The organism is Paenibacillus andongensis, from assembly GCF_025369935.1.
Taxonomy (GTDB): Bacteria; Bacillota; Bacilli; order Paenibacillales; family NBRC-103111; genus Paenibacillus_E; species Paenibacillus_E andongensis.
This window is the reverse complement of the sequence record NZ_CP104467.1, coordinates 5,876,277-5,898,278: the sequence shown is the minus strand read 5'-3', so window position 1 is coordinate 5,898,278 and position 22,002 is coordinate 5,876,277. Positions and strand designations below refer to the sequence as shown.

The following is a 22,002-nucleotide window of genomic DNA, read 5'->3' as shown; positions in this document are numbered from 1 at the left end:
GGAGGAAAGGGTTACTATGTAGAGTAGCCCTTTTCTTTTTGTGTTTTACCCATAAAATGGGACAGACTAACCATCGGAGGCTAGTAGCAGATGACCAAATTCCGTGCCAAACTAACTTTTATTTTGATTTTATTGATTGGTTGTTCGATGATGATTGCGGGCATTTTCATGGCTAAGGTGCTTGAGAATTCGCACATAAAGTCTTTACAAGAGAATATGGAACGCGAGCTCCAAGTCATTACGGCAACTGGTGATTGGAACCGAAAAGGTACCGATGCGGAGTTGATATTTTACTATTCTGAACAAGCCAAACACCTTAAAGAAGCAACGAATGAGAGAGTGACGTTTGTTCGAGCGGATGGAAAAGTACTTGGGGACTCCGATCAAAGACCCGAACAGATGGACAATCACTTGAATCGACCTGAGATTGCATCGGCAGCAGCGAATGGAGTCGGCTACATTACGCGTTACAGCGATACGTTGAAGGAAAACATGCTCTATGCCGCTATTCCAGTGAAGAATGAAGCGCAGGAGATAACAGGGTTTTTACGAATTTCCATGAGTTTGGAACAGGTAGGGAAGTCGATCCGCAGCTTATGGTATTTCCTGATTTCTGGATTGATCCTTTTGTTCTTGATTGCAGGTATCGTTAGTTACCGGATTGCGAAAGGGATTACTCACCCCATTGAGAAGATGACGAAAGTAGCTCAGCAAATTACGAATATGAACTACCAATCTCGCGTTCCGGCTTACAATAATGATGAGGTTGGACAGCTGGGGCAGGCGATTAATCGCATGTCCGAAAGTTTGCAGCAGCAAATGGCACGCATTCAGGAAAATGAACGTAGGCTTCAAGGCGTTATGGAAAATATGATGAGCGGAATTATGATGATTGACCGTGAAGAGCGGATTATGCTTTTAAATCCTTCTGCTGAATACATTTTAGGTTTCTCCTCACAGGAGCTGCTAGGGAAGAAATATAATGAAGCCAAGCAGCAATATGAGTTTACAAAGTTGATACAAGAATGCATAGAGACACAAGATCCGATTCGCGATGAAATGGTTTTCTATTATCCGGAAGAGCGAATTCTCGATATTCATTTGAGTCCAATTGCCCATGAAGATGAGGAATGGTCGGGTGTTCTTATCGTTATTCACGATATTACGGCGGTTCGCAGACTTGAGCGGATGCGCAGTGAATTCGTCGCGAATGTATCGCATGAATTAAAGACGCCAATTGCCGCGGTTAAAGGCTTTGCCGAAACGCTGCTGGCTGGTGCACTTAACGATAAAGAAACGGCAGTGTCGTTTTTACAAATCATTTTTGATGAGAGTGAGCGGTTGAATCGGTTGATTGGGGATATTCTGGAGTTATCCAAAATTGAATCGAAGCGGATTCCAATGAATTTTTCGCCGATCTACTTGCCTGAATTCCTAGAGAGATCGTTAAGTGTGTTACGAAAAGAAGCGGAGAAGAAGCATATTGAACTAAGTATGCAGGTCGATGACGATATTTATATCGAGGCCGATGAAGATCGGTTACGACAAATTATCATCAATCTGCTTTCCAATGGTATTGCTTACACCCATGATGGCGGCAAGGTTAAAGTACGTGTAGAGCCGCTTGATATGAATGCTGACGGAGATTATGAACGGCTGCGGTTAATTGTTTCGGATACGGGAATGGGCATCCCTAAGAAGGATTTACCTCGAATTTTCGAGAGATTCTATCGTGTAGACAAAGCGCGCTCCAGAAGCTCAGGCGGAACGGGATTAGGATTATCGATCGTGAAGCATTTAGTTGAGCTGCATAAAGGAACGATTCGGGTCGATAGTGAGGTTGGCGTCGGAACGAGGTTCACGATTGAATTGCCGGTTATACACTAATTTACATGGCGATGATGAAACATTTACATTGTTTTTACAAACTTGTGGTAAAATGAGGTTGTGCAATGTAAATAAACTGTAAACGCGGGGGATCCCATGGCACAAAAAATACTAGTTATTGAAGACGAGCCAACTTTAGCTCGATTGCTATCGTACAACCTATCTCAGGACGGGTACGATACGAAGGTTATCGATCATGGTGGCGATGGGCTTCAAGAGGCGTTGCAGCAGACTTATGACTTAATTATTCTCGATATTATGCTGCCTGGGCTGAATGGGTTCGAGGTACTGGCGAAGCTAAGGCAGAAAGGAAACAGCACACCTGTTATTATTTTAACGGCACGTAATGCCGAGGATGAAGTGGTGCAAGGTCTTAAGCACGGTGCCGATGATTATATAACGAAGCCCTTTGGGGTAGCGGAATTGCTTGCCCGTGTCTCTGCCGTTCTGCGAAGAACGCAATCGGAGGACGTGGCAGCGGACAAACTTAAGAGCAATGAGAAAGTGATTCAGGCGGGTGAATTGTTCATTTATCCGGAGAAATATGAAGTCGTTCTGAATGGGGATTCCATTCCGTTAAGGCCAAAGGAGTTTGAGGTCCTGCTTTATCTCGTGCAGCGCCCAGGCGTTGTCGTAACAAGAGACGATCTTATGAATATTGTTTGGGGCTTCGATTATATTGGCGGCCAGAGAACGGTAGATGTTCATGTGAGCTCGCTTCGTAAGAAGCTGGAAATGAATCAACAGTCGGTACAAATCGATTCAATCCGTGGCGTTGGATATAAGCTTGTAGCGAGTATGGTCAAAAAATAATGAGCCTTGGGTGCTGGTTAACAGCGGCCCAGGCTCATTTTTGTGCGTAAACAACGTAAATGCTGTTCCCCAATGGTTCTGATTTGACTTGGCTTGTATGAGAAAGCAGCCACTCTGTGATATGGGTATGCGTCATGTAGAGATCGACCTGTTCATGCATCATTGGCAGCTTAGTAGCCTTAGACGAGATAAGATTGGCCAGAAATGCATCTGCTTCATTTCGCTCTTGCATCATATAATCGGCTATGCACATGACTCCGCCTGGCTTCAATACCCTCAGCATTTCACCCCAGGCGAGCTCCCTTTGCGCTTCTGTCAGATGATGAAGAGCAAACGAACTGACCACATATTCAAATGTGCCATCCATGAACGGAATGGCTAGTACATTGCCGAGCTTGAGTTCGATGTCAGCATATTTGGCCGCACAAAGCTTGAGCATTTGCTTGGATTGGTCGATTGCGGACATGGTGAGACCGATTTGCTGCAGCTTGCCTGCCAAGTTGCCGGTGCCAGTTCCAACATCAAGGCCCTTAAGGCCATAAGCAGGGGAGATAAGTTGAGCGATTTTGTCTAAAGCTGCCTCATAGCTTGTATATATGGGAGGGCTGCTCATATCGTTGTCGTTCAGCGAGCCGTTTTCTGTGATATCTACAAACGAGGAATCAGTCTGCAGCAGCTCATCAAACTGTAGGGCCTTTCGATCGAAATCCCAATGATCGCGCCAGCTTCCCCTTAGGTCACGCAGCTCCTTGCTTTGCTGGGCTAGCTCGTAAAGCAGTTCAGTCGGCAGTTTGCTGCTTCCTTGAGCAGCTTGGATCATCTGATCCATTGTTCCGATGATTTGTTTCATTTCTGTCCACTGTTGAAACAGCATCGAACGCTGCATCTGCAGGGCGCTAAGCACTTCCTCTTGTTGATTTAAATCGGTTTGGGCTAAGGTTTGACGAATATCTTCCAGTGTCATTCCGACTTCCCGTAGAGAAATAATGGTTTGTAATCTCCATGCATCTTGTTCCGTATAGGTTCGATAGCCATTCTCTTTCTGCTTTGCAGGCGTTAACAGACCTTTCTGCTCATAGAAGCGAATAGCTCTGGCCGTGATGCCAAGTTTGCGGGAAATTTCGTTAATAAGCATGTATGTTCCTCCATCATGGCACAATTGCATACAATTTTCGCCAGATCAGAAATTTTATTTTTGTAGGTTTTTGTTATACTCTTATATAGTACTAGCTATGAGCAATTGTGAGAAGCCTATCGGTTATACATATCTAAGGAGGTTCATTATGTCTAAAACGTATCGTATAGCAATTATTGGTTGTGGCGGTATTGCCAATGGCAAGCACATGCCAAGTTTGAACAAATTAAAGAATGTAGAAATGGTGGCTTTCTGTGACATCGTTTCCGAAAAAGCGCAGGAAGCTGCTGCAAAGTACGGCAAAGAAGAGGCTCGTGTATATGAAGATTACCGCGAGGTTCTGAAAGACAGCACCATTGACATCGTTCATGTCTGTACGCCAAATGATTCGCATGCGGAAATCACGATTGCTGCATTAGAAGCAGGCAAGCACGTTATGTCTGAGAAACCGATGGCCAAAACAGCCGCAGATGCACGCCGTATGGTGGAAGCAGCTAAGCGCACAGGTAAAAAGCTGACAGTTGGTTACAACAATCGCTTCCGTGGCGATAGCCAACATTTGCACCAGTTATGCTCGGAAGGCGAGCTTGGTGAGATTTATTTCGCTAAGGCTCATGCGATTCGTCGCCGCGCGGTACCTACTTGGGGCGTTTTCCTTGATGAAGAGAAGCAAGGCGGAGGCCCGCTGATCGATATCGGTACGCATGCGCTGGATTTAACGATGTGGATGATGAACAACTATGAGCCGAAGGTCGTACTCGGAACTTCTTATCATAAATTATCCCAACGAGAAAATGCAGCTAATGCTTGGGGTCCTTGGGATCCTTCCAAGTTCACAGTTGAGGATTCCGCATTTGGTATGATTACAATGAAAAATGGAGCAACCATTATTCTTGAATCAAGCTGGGCGCTGAATACACTTGAAGTGGATGAAGCGAAATGTACACTTAGCGGAACTGAGGGCGGCGCTGATATGAAAGGCGGGCTTCGCATTAATGGTGAGAAGCACAGCCGTTTATATACGACCGAAGTTGAATTGAATGCTGGCGGCGTTGCTTTCTACGATGGCGAGACAGAAAGTGCGCCGGATTTAGAAATGCGCTTATGGATTCAAGCGATCGAGAATGATACAGATCCGGTTGTAACTCCTGAGCAAGCGTGTGTCGTATCCGAGATCTTAGAAGCTATATATGAATCAGCAAAAACAGGGAAAGCCGTTTATTTCGACTAGTTTCGACTATTTCCTGGGAAATGAAGAATCCCCTTCTTCGATAAGTTATCGGAGGTTGGGGATTTTTTGTGCTAAAATGCTTTTGCTAGCTTTCCGATGTTCACCAGGGGTAGAGCCCGTTCTTTTCTTGAACATTTTGGAGAAATGGTGTAAATCAGCAAAACCACAATAGAGCGCTATAGATTCGAGACTAAGATCTGTGTTTGTAAGCAGTTCCTTAGCGTGATTAACCCGCATGTTGATTAAATACTGGTGAGGTGAGATACCGTATCGCTGTTTGAACATAAAGCTGAATCTGGAAACCGATAAGTTGGCTCGATTCGCCATGTCCTCTAATGATATAGGTTCGCTTAGATGATTGGAAAAGTAAGAAGTGATCCAGTTGAACGAATGTACAGGTGTCTGTGTCGCCTGATAGTAAGTCTCTAGTAGCGTGATGATAATTTCCGTAACGAGATGTTGGGTTTTTAGCTGTATGAGCGGGTCCTGCTGTTGGGCATACTCAATAACCTGAAAAAGTGTTTCTTTCAATTTAGATGGGTTGGAGGGATGGACATGCACCGGCATTTGAATCCCATATAGATCTTTGATTGTTGGCTGCATCAAGTTTATATAGGCTGATAAATCTATCTGGCCGGGCCTAGTAGGGAAGCTGTGTTCACGTTCGGAATTATAGCATAAATCAAAATGAATATAAGGCGTAACAGTAGTAGTCAGCCCTTCGAGTGTTAGCAAGCTTCCCGGTTGTACGAGGCAGAATTGACCCGCTTGAAATATATACTTTTTATGATCTACCCAAAAACAGCAGGTACCCTCTTGAATATAAACGAGTAGGTAATCAAGCAACCTCCGCTCTGGATATGTCCATGGCTTACGAACAGCAAACTCACTTTGTCTGACAAAAGGAACAATCGAATGTTCTTTCAATAATTCGTTGAGCATGCAGAATCCCTTCTAATACCATAATTCTTTCTTATGTCTTATTGTAGTCCTTCTTTGAACATACAATCCAGTTGTTTTTGACAATAATAAAACCTTGTTTGACAAAGACCTTGAACCATTAGCCTCCTATAATAAAGCTATAATTATACAAAGAGGTGAGCAGAAGATGAGCATTCCGGAAACAAATCATAGCAATGAGTTACCCACTATGGAAGACAACTATGAATTATCTGAGCAGCAGAAAGTAAGCTATCAGAAAAAAGGACATATTGCTCTTAAACAGGTAGCAAGCAAGTCAGAAATCGCTTCCTATGAGCCTGTTATTAGTCACTTGGTGAAAGAGTTGAATAAGCATGACAAACCGCTCGAGCAGCGAGATACGTATGGTAAGGCCTTTATCCAAATCTCAAATCTGTGGGAGAAAAGTGAAGCGATAAGGCGATTCGTATTAGCTAGACGGTTTGCCAAAATCGCGGCTGATTTAATGGGGGTGGACGGGGTACGGATTTATCATGATCAAGCTCTATTTAAAGAACCTCACGGAGGTCATACCCCATGGCATCAAGATCAAATCTATTGGCCGCTCGATACAGATAAGACGATTACCATGTGGATGCCGTTAGTTCCTATTTCTCAAGAGGTGGGATCTATGACATTTGCATCAGAGTCCCATCTTATGGGCTATATTAATAAAATTGTTATATCCGACGAATCCCACCGAACGCTTGCCGGATACATTGAGGGCAAAGGCTTCGAAACGATGTCTCACGGCGCCATGGAGGCAGGCGATGCAACATTCCACTCCGGGTGGACGCTGCACAGCGCGCCTGGAAACCCAACGGACACCATGCGTAAAGTGATGACTGTGATTTATTATGCCGACGGAACACGAGTAGCCGAGCCGGATAGTAGAGCGCGTGAGAACGATTTGAAAGCATGGTTTCCTGGTATTCGACCAGGTGATTTGGCGGCAACTGCGTTAAATCCATTGGTTTACCGTCGTGGCGCAAATTAAAAAAAGCTCGCTCCCCCTCATATTTTGAAAAGGGAAGCGAGCTTTGTTGTGTAAAGAGTTACCATCTGCTCCCTTGCGGAGCCGGGCAACGGGCAGCTGTTAGTTTGGCCTTGATGGCCATGAGACAACCGCAAAAGCGGCATGTTGTACCGAATTGATAGTCTTTGCAGCCATCACATATCGCGATCCGCCGATCATACTCTTCTTCCGTAGTCAGCTTAAGATTACGTACTTTGAGTGTTTCGCCGAAAAGCTTGGCGATCTCTTCAGGCGTCACATGTACCGTTGCGGAACAACCTTTGCATGCAGGCATAGCTTCCATATTGTTAATCTGGCTTTCCATATCGGATACGCCCCTTATGAAAGACGAAGCGTGACAACGGATTTGGCAGGAAGTGTAACGATGAGCTGATCATTTTCAAACCTGTAGGCGGTGAAATCCGTTAGTTTTACCGTTTCAGGTTTATCGAAAGTATTATGGGATTGAATGCTGTCTGAGGTTAGAATACGACCCGCGACTGATCCTACCGTACGTCCACGAATGTCACAGTTGACTTCAAGTTGGTCCGAATGGTGCAAATTACATAACGAAATATGTAATTGGTTAGCTGTATCTAAGGAGGCGGATACGCTGAGTTGATCGATTTTTTTACCATCCATCTCATAAGATGGGCTTTCTGCATGAGTGCTAATGAGGCTAGCGCCTTGATGAACCTTGTACATATCAAAGACATGATAAGTAGGTGTAAGAAGCATGTCGGCGCCTTCAGTTAAAATGACGGATTGCAAGACATTTACGACCTGAGCAATGTTGGCCATACGAACACGATCACTATGCTTATGGAAAATGTTCAAATTAATTCCGGCGACGAGCGCATCACGCATCGTATTCTGTTGATATAAGAAGCCGGGATTCGTTCCAGGCTCTACATTGAACCATGTTCCCCACTCATCGACAATGAGGGCAACTCGTTTCTCAGGATCATATTTGGTCATAATGGTATCATGGCGTGTAATGAGTTCGTCCATAAATAAGGTTTTCTCAAGGGTTTGGAACCATTCTAGTTCTGTAAAGTCTGTAGCAGAGCCTTTATCCTTCCAATTCCCAGTAGGAACGGTATAGTAATGAAGACTTAAACCATCCATATGCTTGGCGGCTTCTCTCATCAATACTTCCGTCCAGTTGTAGTCGGCACTGTTTGCACCGCAAGCGATTTTGAAAATACGGTTATCCCCATAATTCCGCACGTAACACGCATATCTGCGATAAAGATCAGCGTAGTATTCTGGACGCATGTCACCGCCGCAGCCCCAGTTTTCATTCCCTACGCCAAAATAGGTAAGCTTCCACGGTTTTTCACGCCCATTTTCCTGACGCCAGTTCGCCATGGGTGACTCACCATCGAAGGTCATGTACTCAACCCATTCGGACATTTCGGCTACGGTACCGCTTCCAACATTTCCGCTTATGTAAGGCTCCGCTTCGATCAGCTCGCACAAACGCAAGAATTCGTGTGTCCCGAAATGGTTGTTTTCCAAGACACCGCCCCAGTGCGTATTAATCATCCGCTTACGTTTCTCAGCTGGACCCACACCATCTTTCCAGTGATATTCATCGGCAAAGCACCCGCCCGGCCAACGCAAAACAGGAATTTGAAGTTTTTTCAAAGCTTCGATCACATCGTTACGCATACCTTCCGTGTTCGGAATCGGGGAATCCAGACCAACCCAGATCCCCTCGTAAATACAGCGTCCCAGATGTTCGGAGAAATGACCATAAATATTACGATCGATCGTGCCTTTCGGTGAATCCGCGTTTATTATGAGCTTTGCCATAGAAGGTACCTACTCCCTTTATTGTTTGATATTGGCAACCGACTCGCGACTAACGTAAGCAGCCGAAAGTACGATTTGTTCCCTAGAATCAGTCTGATTGGAAATGTTCCGATGAATCGCTGAAAGCAGCTCCTCAACTAAATGCTTAGCATCCAAACTAAAAGTCGTAAGTCGTGGAGAAATTTGAGCAGCGAGTGGAATATCATCGCATCCGATAACGGAAACATCCGCTGGGACCTGATAACCATTTTCGCGCAAGCCTTGAATAAATCCAGCAGCCATCCAATCGTTGACGGCAAAAATGGCATCTGTTAGACCGACTGAAAGCAAAGTGTCGGCTGCTCGCCGCCCGCCTTCCCAATTCATTTTCTCGGTAATGACCTGTACGTGGACACCTTGCTGCCCGCAATACTCTAGAAAGCCTTGCTTTCTTAAGCGCGAAGAGTCGTATTTATCAGGTCCTCCAAGTAGTGTGAAAGTACGATGTCCATTGTCGTAAAGCGTTTTGGCGGCTTTGCTGCCGATGCGATAGTCATCAAAGTAAATTTGGATGATATCATCGCGATGCGCGTAACGTTGAATGGAAAATAGCTGGTTGGATGCTGCTTTGAGCTCATCTAATGTCTCGTCATCGATCTGACCAATGATGACAAGTGGACTTGGAATAGAAGACTCAATAGGGTGCTCAGGGTTAACCATCGAGATCTTAATGGCTTGTTTGGCAGCCAAGTTGGTGATCTCAACAAGGAAATTGGTATAGAAGGGGTCATTTCCTTTGATATCCCGAGAGCACAACACATACAACGTGTCTAAGAGGACAGAAGGGACAATATAAGTGCCTTTGCCTCGCAGTTGGACCAACAGGCCTTCATTAACGAGAATTTTCATCGCAGCACGTACGCTGACTCGGCTAGCATCGAAGTTTTCGGCCAGATCACGTTCAGAAGGAATCTTAACGAGTTGATCGGTTTGTAAGGATTGAATCTGATGGCGCAGCTGTTCAAGCAGTTTTTCTTTGACAAGCGGGGATTTTTCCATGCAAGATGAACCACCATTCAATACCAGAATTGAAACTATTTAATACCAATAAGATACCACGTAGTGCGAAGGGAGTCCATCATTATTTTGGTTGGTGTGTGTGGCGTCATAATTATTGAGAAAATTTTCAGAATTGGTGACGTAGGTCCATGTCTTATGGCACGGGCTTTTTTTATAAAGCCGCGTAAACAAAACCCACAGAACAGCCCGATGTCTCAAGAACAGGCTGCTCTATGGGTTTTTAAGCATAGCAGCATCTAATATTCAACGTCCATATTACTTTGTTTTATTTCTTGAAAACCAGTGTCGATCCATGTGGATGAAGGAGCATTTCTTGAAGCTGTGAGTAATTGTTCGATAATTTTATCTCCCCATAAATGTTCATTTTCAGAGATCACGGAGCTGATTTGACCGTTTAATAAAGCTTCTTTGACATCAGGCGTCATACCGAATGTTATCGCGTAACGTTTTAACCCTTGGGATTTCCAAACAAGGATTGCATTTGAACTGGAAACGATGTCCATAGGGACTAGTGCATCAAAATGTGGATGCTCATTGATCATGACTTCCAGGTCGGAAATTGCTTTTTCATTATCACCGTCATGATATCTCATTTCAAGAACTTGTATTTCCGTTTTTTGCTTTAAATATTGGAGTAATCCATCAAGTCGGAGGCTGATCTGAGGAGATTTGGACAAACTCCCTTCGATCATGATCATGCCCCTGCCTTTAAGGTTTCTATCTATAATTTGCCCCATGAGAGTACCTTCTTTAAGCGGATCACTTCCGATAAAGGAGTATCGCTTACTGCCTGGTACATCCGATTCGAAACAAATGACGGGTATACCAGCTTGTGCTGCTTTATTAATGATGGGTGTCAGCGCAACAGGATCGATGGGGTCGATGGCAATTCCATTAACCTTTTGTGCAATCATGGTTTCCATCATTCTCATTTGCTGTTCCAGATTAATTTCATCAGGTGCTTTGACAATTAATTGAATGGAATAAGGTTTGCTAGCTTTTTCTATGGAATCGGTAATCATCTCATAGAAAGGGTGTGTCATCGGATAAATGATACCAAAAATGAGTGGATCGGAATGTTTTGTGTTGGACATAGTTGATTTTGGCGTGCTTGATGTAGAAAAAGATTCCTGTGTGGATGGCGTTGATCCCTTACATCCAGTTAAAATTAGCAGCATAATACAGCCGATCGTCAGCCATTTAATCATCCTCATGAAGAGAATCCCCCTTCAGGATATCAAGTACTTCATCAGCAGTCCCATTTTTTCTAAATTCTTTTGGTGTCATCCTTGTTAATCGTTTGAATAAATTCGAAAAATAATGGGGGTCATTATAGCCAACTAAAAAAGCGATTTCATAAGATTTTGCTGACGTACTTTTAAGCAGATCCATCGCTTTTCGAATACGTATTTGTGTTAAATATTCAATAAAGGTTTGACCTGTTTCCTGACTGAATACTCGGCTCAAGTAGTTTGGACTCAAATTTACATACTCGGCCGCATCTTGTAAAGAGAAGTTATCTTTTTCAAAATTCAATTGTATGTATTCTTTGACTTTTGTAATCATATCGCTATATTTATCGTAGATACGAGAACGCCACGTCCAAAACTGTTCAATTAAATGGATTAAATAAGAACAGGCTTCTTCCCAAGTACGTATATTACCTATCATTTGCTGGAATTGTTGAAGCGACTTTTCAGGCTCAGCAAGGTGGCGATACATGTCTTTATTTGAACGGAAAGCTTCGATGGTCACATCATTTAAAATGTAGAATCCGATTGACGATGAATGCCAATTTATATCGACTAACGCTGCGGCATAATCTGCAACAAATGAACCTAATTTGTTATGTGACCCTATTTTCAAAAAATCCATAAAAGCACCACGATCTAAAAAAAGGGTTGGATCTAAGGTCTCTGTCTTCATCTCGCTAAGCATATTCCGATTTTGACGGGATAACCTTCTCCAATGAACATCTTCCATAGCATCAAGAAAGGATAGATGTACATTTTGAAGACGATCCTGCACACTTCCAATACCAATAGAAATAGGAAACGAATGGGCTTCTTCAGAGATTGCATTTTGCAAATCCTGAAATAGCTGTAATTCGTGCTTTAAATTCTCTAAGGTATCGCCCTTAATAATCCATACGCTTTCAGAGCGGCTGCGCTGAAACATCAACTGTTTATAGTTCTCCTTTAGTTTCATGCATTTGTCCAAAAGTAAGCGCTCATTGCCATGCATAGCATTCATCTCTTCAAGCTTGTTTGCTTCTGTTTCACGTAAATCTAGCACGGTAACTACATAATAATGAGCTATAATGTTCAATTGAATAGAGGCACTGTGATGCATCACTTCTGAAGTGGTCATGAAACCACTGCATAGATCATTCAATAGCTTGTCTTGTGAAATTGTACTATTTTCATGTTCTTTCTCTTTGAGTAGTTGGAGCTGCGTTTTTATTTCTCGTTCTTTGTCAATTTCAGCACTGACTTTATGGAGCACCTTCAGGAGTTCAGTAGGACTAATTGGTTTTAAGCAGTATTCTTGCACGCCAATTTGCAAAGCCATTCTTGCATATTCAAACTCGGCATGGCCACTTAAAATGATAATCTTCATTTCTGGAAACTGTTTGCTCATAATACTGCTTAGCTCAAGGCCGTTCATGAAAGGCATCAAAATGTCCGTGATTAAGATGTCGGGTTGTACTCGCTCTATGATGGGAAGAGCAACCTCGCCATCGGATGCATCTCCACAGTAAATAAACCCTTCCTTTTCCCAATCCACACAATCACGAATGATTTCTCTAATTAATATTTCATCGTCTACAAGTAATATTTTTTTCACTCAAATTCAACCCCAATCACACGGTATTCGAATCGTAACAATGGTTCCTTCACCTTCGATACTGTCTACCTGTACGCCATAAGCTTCTCCGTAATATAAGCGAATTCGTCTATGAACATTGTGCAATCCGAACCCTCCGGATACTTCATTTCCAGTTTCTTTGGGCGTATGAGGTTCCATTAAATCTTTCCGCAGCTGCCCAAGCCGATCTTCAGAAATGCCTTTTCCATTATCTTCTATCACGATAAGGAAATTATCCTCATCTCCAATCCTGGCCGTGATTCGAATCAATCCTTTTCCACGTTTGTTTTTTAGTCCATGATAAAGGGCATTTTCAACAATCGGTTGTAAAGTCATTTTAAGTATAAGTAAAGAATGTAGGCTTGAATCTATGGCAATTTCATAGTCGAGAATATCCCGATAGCGCATCTGCTGAATGGTCAAATAGCTTTGAAGATGTTCGATTTCTTTTTCCAGGGTGATCCAATCTCTTCCTTTACTTAAGCTAATACGAAACAGTTTAGATAAAGCCATGACCATTTGGACAACTTGATCCTTTTTTTCTGATTGCGCCAGCCAAAGAATGGAATCCAACGTATTGTATAAAAAATGCGGGTTAATTTGTGCCTGTAAGGCCCTGAGCTCTGATTTTTTGATTTCTTGCTGTTCTTTAATGCTCTGGTCAAGCAACATGCGAATTTTCCCGATCATAATATTGAAACTGTTTCCCAAATCCGAAATTTCATCCGTACCGGCAAGTACGACTTTAGCTTCAAGAAAGCCAGATGCAGCGAGCTGCATTTTGTTTTTTAATATTCGAACAGGTCGAGTCAGGCGTGTAGAGACGAAGAAATGCAATGTTATAGCAAAAATGATGCTAAGCATAACGCTAATGATGATGAGTTGGCGAATGGAATTGGCTTCCTCAACAATTTCTTGCAGCGGTACTACCCCTACGATATTCCAGCCTGTGGACGTTGATGGGGAAGTTACAATAAATTCTGGTTTACCTTCTGAAGAGTCCACATATTCATTATTTTTGTTTTCGATTATAGAAGAAATGTTTTTATTATGTAACCACTTTGAATAATTGGCTGCTTTGGATGGTAAGAAAATGGCATTACCAATGTTATCTGCGACATAGAAAAATCCGCTTTTTCCAATTGTAACGTTGTCATAAAACCTTTTCACGATACTGTCATCGACATCGATAATAATGAATCCTATTACTTCATGGGTAACCCGCTGTTTAACTGTGGATACGATTGAAATAATATGATGATTTTTATATTGAAAACCGTCCAGAGGATCTAATGAAGAGGGATCATCAGGCGGGATGTTCAAGACAGCCTCAGGATTTTGAATCAGATACTCAAAATGCGGATTACGTAATGCATTTCTATTTAGTTGAAATACTCCCTTCCTTTCGCTAATCCCTCGGCCATATAGATTAATCATGGTAATGTTTAGCACACTATCGTATTGGTAAGTTTCTCTATAGGAAGACATAGTTTGCAAAATTTCTCTTGCATCTAAATTCGAATCCGTTTGTGAAAATAAAAAATGCAGAACATTGGGGTTTTTTTCCAATTCAAGGAGCTTTTTCGTATCTGTAAATACATTGTCAATATCCGTCGCTAATTGCGCAGCAAGCATCATGGTTGCCGATTTGCTGTTATTAAATACCGTATTGTACGATTTATTATAGGAAATGAGGCCAACGACAATTAACGGAAGACAAGTGAGTATAACAAACATGGTTAGAAGTTTGGCTCGAAGGCTAGACGTTATTTTCCGATATATGCCCATATTAGGATAACCTTTCATTGGTTCCAATTTGTCGAATTCTTATTATAAATTATGAATCAATCATTTTGAAAACGCAATCATCGAACAAAAAACTACACTTTTGGAATAGAAAATTTAAGTTTTAAATCGGGTTGATCAAAAAATGAATAATAATTTATAAGAAGTGTCAATGAAACTCCGTATACCCTTTCACGATTCGTACCCTATACTTTAGTTACACCGAAGCAAACAGGTGAAATAAGGGAGGAAAAATAAATGAAAAAGTCTCTAGGGGTAGTATTAGTAGCTTCATTAATGATGATGTTCACAGCAGCTTGTGGTAATTCAGGAGAAAGCAAGACAGCAAGCAGCACATCTGCAGCTGCGACTGTAAGCCCAAGTACAGCAGCGGTGGCTACTGCTAAAGCGGACAAGAAGATCACAATGGGTTTTGCGCAAGTAGGTGCTGAAAGTGGATGGCGTTCAGCTAATACCAAATCAGTTCAAGATTCCGCGAAGGAAGCTGGCATTGAATTGAAATTCTCCGATGCGCAACAAAAACAAGAAAATCAAATCAAAGCTATTCGTACATACATCCAACAAAAAGTAGATATCATCTCATTCTCACCAGTGGTAGAGTCCGGTTGGGACACAGTATTAAAAGAAGCGAAAGATGCTGGCATTCCAGTTATCTTAACGGATAGAGCAGTAGATTCCAAAGATACTTCCCTTTACAGAACGTTCATTGGTTCGGATTTCGTAGAAGAAGGCCGGAGCGCAGGGAAATGGTTAGTTGACAAATATAAGGATACGAAAGAAGCAGTTAATATCGTAGAGCTTCAAGGAACAACAGGTTCTGCTCCTGCGAATGATCGTAAAGCTGGATTTGGCGAAATTATTAAATCAAATCCTAATCTTAAAATCATTGCTTCACAAACAGGTGATTTTACGCGTGCCAAAGGTAAAGAGGTTATGCAAGCATTTTTGAAAGCAAATAAGAACATTAATGTTCTCTATGCACATAACGATGATATGGCACTCGGGGCTATCCAAGCTATTGAAGAAGCAGGACTTAAACCAGGTAAAGATATCATTATTATCTCAGTTGATGGCGTGAAAGACGGCTTTGTTGCGGCAAGCGAAGGGAAAATTAATTTCATCGTCGAGTGTAACCCACTACTTGGTGGACAATTGATGCAAGCTGCTAAAGATGTACTTAGCGGGAAAGAGCTGCCGAAACGAATTGTTACGAAAGAAGGCGTATTTACTTCAGAAGATGCTAAACGTGAATTGCCGAACCGTCAGTACTAAGAGATTGTCTACATCATTGTTATTATAAATAAAAAGGGCAGAGCTGCTCCATCTTGCTAGTATGGAGTGGCTCTTGTTCATATAGGAGAGGAGTGGCTTTATGAAACAGGGTGGTCCGGTATTGCAGATGACCGGAATTCATAAGCAGTTTCCGGGTGTTAAGGCGTTAACTAACGTTAATTTTAGATTGTTTCCAGGAGAAGTTCATGCATTAATGGGTGAAAATGGGGCAGGTAAATCCACACTAATTAAAGTACTTACAGGTGTTCACTCCATCGATCAGGGTGTCGTTGAGATGGATAAAAAGCCAATTAAAATTCTTAGCCCGCTTGATGCGCAAAATGCAGGTATTAGTACGGTATATCAAGAGGTTAACCTTTGTTCGAACTTGTCTGTAGCTGAAAATATCTATATTGGGCGTGAACCACGTCGTTTCGGTCGGATTTTATGGAAAAAAATGAATGAAGATGCTGGACATTTATTGAAAAAGAGAATGAATCTTGAAATTGACGTTACACAGCCATTGCATATGTATTCGGTAGCTGTTCAACAACTTATAGCTATCGCAAGAGCCTTGAGTATTTCAGCAAAAGTGTTAATTCTAGATGAACCAACCTCCAGTTTGGATAGGGGCGAGGTTGTACAACTATTTTCTGTCATGACCAGATTGAAAAATGAAGGACTTGCGATTCTTTTTGTCACTCATTTCTTGGATCAGGTTTATGACATTTCAGATCGAATAACCATACTCCGAAATGGAGAGTTTATTGGGGAATATTTAGCTAAAGATCTTCCTCGTATAGAGCTGGTTTCTAAGATGATCGGTAAAGACCTTGAGCTACTTGAAGAGTTGCCTAAAGGTGATGTAGCGGCTCAAGTGAATAGTGAAGTTTTAATTCAAGCATCTGGTTTAGGGAAAAAAGGCTCTATCGAACCTGTTGATCTCGCTATTCATAAAGGGGAGATTGTAGGCTTGGCCGGATTACTCGGCTCTGGAAGAACCGAATTAGCTAGATTATTCTTCGCAGCGGATAAGGCGGATTCTGGTGAAATCACTAAGGCGGGTTCCCATGAGGTGATTCATTCGCCAAGGCAGGCCATTGATCAAGGGATCGCCTTTTGCTCCGAAAATCGCAAACTGGAAGGTATTATTGATGATTTAACTGTGCGGGAAAATATCATACTAGCGCTTCAAGCGTCTCAGGGCTGGTTCAAAACCATCTCAAGAAAACGTCAAGATGAAATGGCGGATGAATACATTCGAGCATTGAATATTAATCCTCCTAATCCAGAACATCTCATCAAAAATTTAAGCGGCGGGAACCAACAAAAGGTATTGCTTGCTCGTTGGTTGCTCACTGATCCTGATTTATTGATATTAGACGAACCTACAAGGGGAATTGATATCGGAGCTAAAGCTGAGATTCAGAAATTAGTTCTATCCTTAGCTCAAAAAGGGATGTCGGTCCTATTCATATCTTCTGAATTAGAGGAAGTATTACGCGTCAGTCATAAAATTGTTGTACTTCGTGATCGGCACAAGGTGAAGGAAATGGTTGGCGATGAGATTAGCCAGAAGAATGTCATGAAGGCAATTGCGGGAGGTTGATGAACATGGTTAAGCATCATTTGTTTTGGCCACTAACTTTTTTATGTGCACTATTAGTATTTAACTTCATATACGCCCCTGATTTCTTTGCGATAAAAATGCGAGATGGACACCTCTACGGAAGTCTTATTGATATTCTAAACTTTGGATCTCCGTTAATGATTGTATCCATTGGCATGACGCTAGTCATTGCGGCTACGAAAGGCGTCGATCTTTCCGTAGGTTCAGTAGTAGCAATTTCAGGAGCCATCGCATGTCTCATGATTAGCAATGGAGATGGCAGCTTAGTTAATGTCATTATTTCGGTTGGTACCGCATTACTGATTTCGATTGTACTAGGTGTTTGGAATGGATTCTTAGTTGCTAATATTGGGATGCAACCGATTATCGCCACGCTCATCTTAATGGTTTCTGGGCGCGGGGTGTCTCAATTAATAACGAGTGGGCAAATTATTACCATATCCAACCCCCATTTTAAGTACATTGGAGCAGGATCTTTATTGACACTCCCGTTTTCCATATTTATCGTTGCCATCGTATTTCTAATTGCCTACGTATTGACTAGAAAAACAGCACTCGGTTTATTTATTGAATCCGTTGGTTGCAAACCAACTGCAAGTAAGCTTGCTGGTGTTAGATCGAAGACGGTTATGTTTTTCGTCTACATGTTTTGTAGCTTATGTGCGGCAATCGCAGGTCTCATATTAAGTTCTAACGTATCAAGTGCAGACGGAAATAACGCTGGTTTGTGGTATGAATTAGATGCGATTCTAGCTGTAGTCATTGGCGGAACAGCGCTTACAGGAGGACGCTTTTACTTAGCAGGTACATTAGTTGGAGCTTTGATCATTCAAACGCTTACCACGACGATTTATATGATTGGTGTACCGCCAGAGATAACTCTAGTTGTAAAAGCATTCGTAGTTCTAGTTGTATGCTTAATTCAATCGGAATCCTTCCGTAAATCGATTGCCTTCCGTTGGAAAACGCGCCATTATCCTGCTGAGAGGGAGGTCAAGCAACATGTTTAAGAAACAGCATATCCCTATACTAGTAACCATTGGATTATTTGTGCTAATGTTTGCTATTGGTTCCTTCCGATATACAGGATTCTTTTCCTTACAAGTGTTGATGAATTTGCTCATTGATAATGCCTTTTTATTAATAACAGCTGTAGGGATGACATTTGTTATTCTATCTGGAGGAATTGATTTATCGGTCGGTTCTGTCATTGCATTAACCACTATGATCTCTGCAAGTTTAGTCCAAGCGGGTTGGCCGCCTGGCTTGGTGATACCCATGGTTTTGTTAATTGGAGCTTTATTTGGTTGGGGAATGGGAGCGATTATTCATTATTTCAAAATCGAGCCCTTCATTGTAACATTATCAGGGATGTTTCTCGCTAGGGGATTGTGCTACATCATTAGCATTAATACAATTACCATTGATAATGGCTTCTATACGAGCATCGCCCAAACGAAGATAAGCTTGCCTGGAGGTAATTTTGTTTCCATAAGTGTCATCATCGCTTTATTGGTTGTATTTTTAGGCTTTTATATTGCACATTACACGCGTTTTGGAAGAAATACCTATGCATTAGGTGGGAGTGAGCAATCTTCTTTATTAATGGGATTACCTGTTGGACGTACCAAAATGTTGATCTATGCATTTAGTGGATTCTGCTCAGCACTTGCGGGTGTGGTCTTTACGTTCTACATGCTTTCAGGTTATGGCTTGCATGCAATGGGAATGGAGTTGGATGCCATAGCAGCAGTGGTTATCGGTGGCACACTTCTCACAGGAGGCGTAGGTTACATTGTAGGAACTTTCTTTGGTGTCATGATTCAAGGAGTTATCCAAACCATCATTAGCTTCGAAGGGACTTTAAGTTCTTGGTGGACAAAGATTGTCATTGGTATTCTTTTGTTTATGTTTATTATCTTACAACGTTTGCTAAGTCAACGAAGTTGGGCGCAGCGTAGGTAGAGAGTCTAGGGAAGGGCATTAATTGACAATTTTTTGTCGAATAATGCCTTTTTTTGTTCGTTTTAACTCGATGTTTATTTAAACAAACATAATTTTAAAATTATGGTGCGTATACTCTTTCAACTACAAAATAGAAGCTAATGTTTTACAATTGATGGTAAACGGCTTTAAACTTAGTGAAGGTGCTGAAACCCTAATTACAAGCAATCTGGTAAGATGATCTTGAGCAATAACAGGGTATAATTTTTAAGGGGGAACATGAATTTATGCATTCCAGTAGACCGAAAACGACGTTCTTAGCGCTTACGAAATTTATCATGACAATGAGCATTCTATTGCTGTTCTTTGGCTGTGAGCAAGTTCAAGTGAAAAAGACTAATAATAATGTTGAGGAAGAAAGTCATATTAGGTCCATTGCGACTCCCATAAGTAAGGAACCCGTCTTAGGATTTTCACAACTAGGTTCAGAAAGTGAGTGGCGTATTGCCAATACGTCCTCAATTAAAAATTCCGCAAATGAATCAGATGTCAAACTCATATTTCAAAATGCAGAGCAATCGCAAGAAAAGCAAATAGAAGCTATTCGAGAGTTTGCAAAAGAGAAAGTCGATGTTATCGCAATCGCTCCTGTTGTGGAAACGGGTTGGGAGCCTATTTTAAGGGAGGTTAAACAAGCAGGAATTCCAGTAATTATTATTGATCGTTATGTTGACGTCAAAGATTCCTCTCTCTATGTGACGCATATTGGTTCTGATTTTTATGAAGAGGGCCGTAAAGCAGGAAAGTACCTAGTAGATAAATTCCCGAAAACAAGTAAGTCAATAGGCATTGTGGAATTGAAAGGTACCGAAGGATCAACGCCTTCCATTGCTCGCGGGAAGGGATTACGTGATGTAATTGTTACACGTAATGATTTCCAATTTCTTGAGAGCGAGAATGCTGACTTCACTTTTACAAAAGGAAAACAAGTGATGAAGAAGTTTCTGCAAGAAAAAGGCAGAGACATTCGGGTTTTATATTCACATAACGATGATATGACATTAGGGGCATTGGAAGCTATAGAAGAATACGGGTTAATTCCAGGGGAAGATATTGTGGTGATTACGGTAGATGGGACTCGGAAGGCACTCGGGAAGATGAATGAGGGAAAAATCAATTTAGTGGTTGAATGTAATCCGTTATTAGGTCCTAATCTCATTCAAGCTGTGAAGGAAGTCGTGAAAGGGAGCACACTGCCTAAACGAATTGTTACGCCAGAAAATGTTTTTACACAGGTTACGGCAGAGAAGGAGATTGCTTCTCGTAGTTATTAATGTAAAAATGGGATTTCATTCCAATTAATATAAGAGAATTTGAAAAGCAAACACCCCGTAGCTTATTTAATAAGTTACGGGGTATTTTGCGTAACCTGGATTGGAGTAATCTACCCTCACTTGATCAAAAAGAGGGTTGCTTTTTTCTTTTAAAAAAGTCAGCAAAGCGATAACGGAAAAGTCAGCAAACTGTTAGTGGCGATTTTAGTATTGTTTTATGATAAGAGCATAGAGACACAGAAAGAAGGAAAGAGGGGATTCCCATGACAGAGGCAGCAGTCACAATCGATGAACGAATCGAAACGACAAAGAAAAAAAAGAGAGTTTTTAAAAAGTTTATCCCGCTTACACTGATGACGGTTCCCGGATTGCTGTACCTTGTACTCAATAACTACCTCCCGATGTTCGGAATCGTTATTGCTTTTAAGAATATCAATTTTTCCAAAGGGATCTTGGGCAGTGACTGGATCGGCTTCAAAAACTTCGAGTATTTGTTCAATACCTCAGACGCTTACGTAATTACGAGAAATACGATTCTCTATAATGTGGTTTTTATTATTCTGGGGACATTGCTTTCAATTGGAATCGCGATCCTCTTAAATGAAATCAAGAATCGTTTCTTGTCTAGGCTGTACCAGAGTATTATTTTGCTCCCATTTCTCATTTCTATGGTCATCGTCAGCTACTTGGCTTATGCAGGTCTAAGCTTGGAAACCGGATTTCTCAATAAAACGGTACTTCCTTTATTGGGTATGCAGGAGATTAACTGGTATCAGGAATCGAAATATTGGCCGTTCATTCTAACGCTGATCCATCTATGGAAAGGCATTGGATACAGCAGCATTGTTTATTTTGCTGCCATTATTGGCATTGATGAAGAATATTATGAAGCCGCGAGGCTGGATGGAGCCAGCAAATGGCAGCAGATCCGCAATGTTACGATCCCTCTGCTGACGCCTACGATAACGATGTTGATGTTGCTCAGCATCGGAAGAATATTTTATTCCGACTTCGGTCTGTTCTATCAGGTCACGATGAATTCGGGAGCCATTTACTCGACAACCAATGTAATCGATACGTATGTGTACCGTGGATTGTTGGGCTTAGGCGATATTGGCATGTCGGCAGCGGCAGGTCTGTATCAATCGGTAGTCGGATTTATGCTCGTTATTCTATCCAACTATTTAGTTGGTAAATTCAACAAAGATAACGCATTGTTTTAGTGAGGAG

Annotated in this window: 18 protein-coding genes; 10 read left to right on the top strand and 8 right to left on the bottom strand. The window is 41.8% G+C overall.

Annotated features, from left to right (window positions below; all coding sequences use genetic code 11):
• Positions 1 to 90 precede the first annotated feature (90 nt).
• Both pnpS and NYR53_RS26395 read left to right on the top strand, forming a co-directional pair.
• The gene (pnpS, locus tag NYR53_RS26400; protein ID WP_261302082.1) at positions 91 to 1,887 is read left to right on the top strand and encodes a two-component system histidine kinase PnpS; all 1,797 of its coding nucleotides are present in this window, start codon (positions 91 to 93) and stop codon (positions 1,885 to 1,887) included.
• Between the two features lie 96 nt (positions 1,888 to 1,983).
• Positions 1,984 to 2,700, top strand: coding sequence for a response regulator transcription factor (locus NYR53_RS26395; RefSeq protein ID WP_261302081.1), 717 nt, complete (start codon positions 1,984 to 1,986; stop codon positions 2,698 to 2,700).
• Between the two features lie 34 nt (positions 2,701 to 2,734).
• Here the strand turns inward: NYR53_RS26395 and NYR53_RS26390 are convergent, their stop codons facing one another.
• Positions 2,735 to 3,835 carry a MerR family transcriptional regulator gene (locus NYR53_RS26390; RefSeq protein ID WP_261302080.1) on the bottom strand — a complete coding sequence of 367 codons (1,101 nt, stop codon included), beginning with the start codon at positions 3,833 to 3,835 and terminating at the stop codon, positions 2,735 to 2,737.
• A gap of 148 nt (positions 3,836 to 3,983) precedes the next feature.
• On the opposite strand from NYR53_RS26390, the gene NYR53_RS26385 reads away from it, so the two are divergent.
• Entirely contained in the window at positions 3,984 to 5,066 is a 1,083-nt protein-coding gene (locus tag NYR53_RS26385; protein ID WP_261302079.1) for a Gfo/Idh/MocA family protein, read from the top strand.
• Positions 5,067 to 5,111: 45 nt separating this feature from the next.
• Here NYR53_RS26385 and NYR53_RS26380 read toward each other — a convergent pair whose 3' ends face one another.
• Complete coding sequence (locus NYR53_RS26380; RefSeq protein WP_261302078.1) at positions 5,112 to 6,008, bottom strand: helix-turn-helix domain-containing protein; 897 nt, start codon at positions 6,006 to 6,008, stop codon at positions 5,112 to 5,114.
• Positions 6,009 to 6,174: 166 nt separating this feature from the next.
• Here NYR53_RS26380 and NYR53_RS26375 point away from each other — a divergent pair, with 166 nt between their 5' ends.
• A complete protein-coding gene (locus tag NYR53_RS26375; protein ID WP_261302077.1) occupies positions 6,175 to 7,023 on the top strand; it encodes a phytanoyl-CoA dioxygenase family protein in 849 nt (282 codons plus the stop codon).
• Positions 7,024 to 7,081: 58 nt separating this feature from the next.
• Here the strand turns inward: NYR53_RS26375 and NYR53_RS26370 are convergent, their stop codons facing one another.
• From NYR53_RS26370 to NYR53_RS26345, 6 genes are all read right to left on the bottom strand, one after another.
• Positions 7,082 to 7,366, bottom strand: coding sequence for a hypothetical protein (locus NYR53_RS26370; protein ID WP_261302076.1), 285 nt, complete (start codon positions 7,364 to 7,366; stop codon positions 7,082 to 7,084).
• Between the two features lie 14 nt (positions 7,367 to 7,380).
• Positions 7,381 to 8,859, bottom strand: a complete 1,479-nt coding sequence (locus NYR53_RS26365) for an alpha-N-arabinofuranosidase (protein ID WP_261302075.1) — start codon at positions 8,857 to 8,859, stop codon at positions 7,381 to 7,383.
• Between the two features lie 18 nt (positions 8,860 to 8,877).
• Complete coding sequence (locus tag NYR53_RS26360) at positions 8,878 to 9,897, bottom strand: GntR family transcriptional regulator (RefSeq protein WP_261302074.1); 1,020 nt, start codon at positions 9,895 to 9,897, stop codon at positions 8,878 to 8,880.
• Positions 9,898 to 10,154: 257 nt separating this feature from the next.
• A complete protein-coding gene (locus NYR53_RS26355; protein ID WP_261302073.1) occupies positions 10,155 to 11,132 on the bottom strand; it encodes a sugar ABC transporter substrate-binding protein in 978 nt (325 codons plus the stop codon).
• On the bottom strand, positions 11,119 to 12,765 hold the full coding sequence (locus tag NYR53_RS26350; RefSeq protein WP_261302072.1) for a response regulator: 1,647 nt from the start codon (positions 12,763 to 12,765) through the stop codon (positions 11,119 to 11,121). The genes NYR53_RS26355 and NYR53_RS26350 overlap by 14 nt, the downstream gene beginning before the upstream one ends.
• A 6-nt stretch (positions 12,766 to 12,771) precedes the next feature.
• A complete protein-coding gene (locus tag NYR53_RS26345) occupies positions 12,772 to 14,424 on the bottom strand; it encodes a cache domain-containing sensor histidine kinase (RefSeq protein ID WP_261302071.1) in 1,653 nt (550 codons plus the stop codon).
• 405 nt (positions 14,425 to 14,829) lie between these two features.
• Between NYR53_RS26345 and NYR53_RS26340 the strand changes: the two genes are divergently transcribed.
• The 6 genes from NYR53_RS26340 (at position 14,830) to NYR53_RS26315 (ending at position 21,995) form a co-directional block, all read left to right on the top strand.
• The gene (locus NYR53_RS26340; RefSeq protein ID WP_261302070.1) at positions 14,830 to 15,864 is read left to right on the top strand and encodes an ABC transporter substrate-binding protein; all 1,035 of its coding nucleotides are present in this window, start codon (positions 14,830 to 14,832) and stop codon (positions 15,862 to 15,864) included.
• 100 nt (positions 15,865 to 15,964) lie between these two features.
• Positions 15,965 to 17,473 carry a sugar ABC transporter ATP-binding protein gene (locus NYR53_RS26335; protein WP_261302069.1) on the top strand — a complete coding sequence of 503 codons (1,509 nt, stop codon included), beginning with the start codon at positions 15,965 to 15,967 and terminating at the stop codon, positions 17,471 to 17,473.
• Positions 17,474 to 17,478: 5 nt separating this feature from the next.
• Positions 17,479 to 18,504, top strand: a complete 1,026-nt coding sequence (locus NYR53_RS26330) for an ABC transporter permease (RefSeq protein ID WP_261302068.1) — start codon at positions 17,479 to 17,481, stop codon at positions 18,502 to 18,504.
• Complete coding sequence (gene yjfF / locus NYR53_RS26325) at positions 18,497 to 19,459, top strand: galactofuranose ABC transporter, permease protein YjfF (protein WP_261302067.1); 963 nt, start codon at positions 18,497 to 18,499, stop codon at positions 19,457 to 19,459. Before NYR53_RS26330 ends, yjfF begins: the two co-directional genes overlap by 8 nt.
• Before the next feature lie 335 nt (positions 19,460 to 19,794).
• Entirely contained in the window at positions 19,795 to 20,772 is a 978-nt protein-coding gene (locus NYR53_RS26320) for an ABC transporter substrate-binding protein (RefSeq protein ID WP_261302066.1), read from the top strand.
• 263 nt (positions 20,773 to 21,035) lie between these two features.
• The gene (locus NYR53_RS26315) at positions 21,036 to 21,995 is read left to right on the top strand and encodes an ABC transporter permease (protein WP_261302065.1); all 960 of its coding nucleotides are present in this window, start codon (positions 21,036 to 21,038) and stop codon (positions 21,993 to 21,995) included.
• Positions 21,996 to 22,002 lie beyond the last annotated feature (7 nt).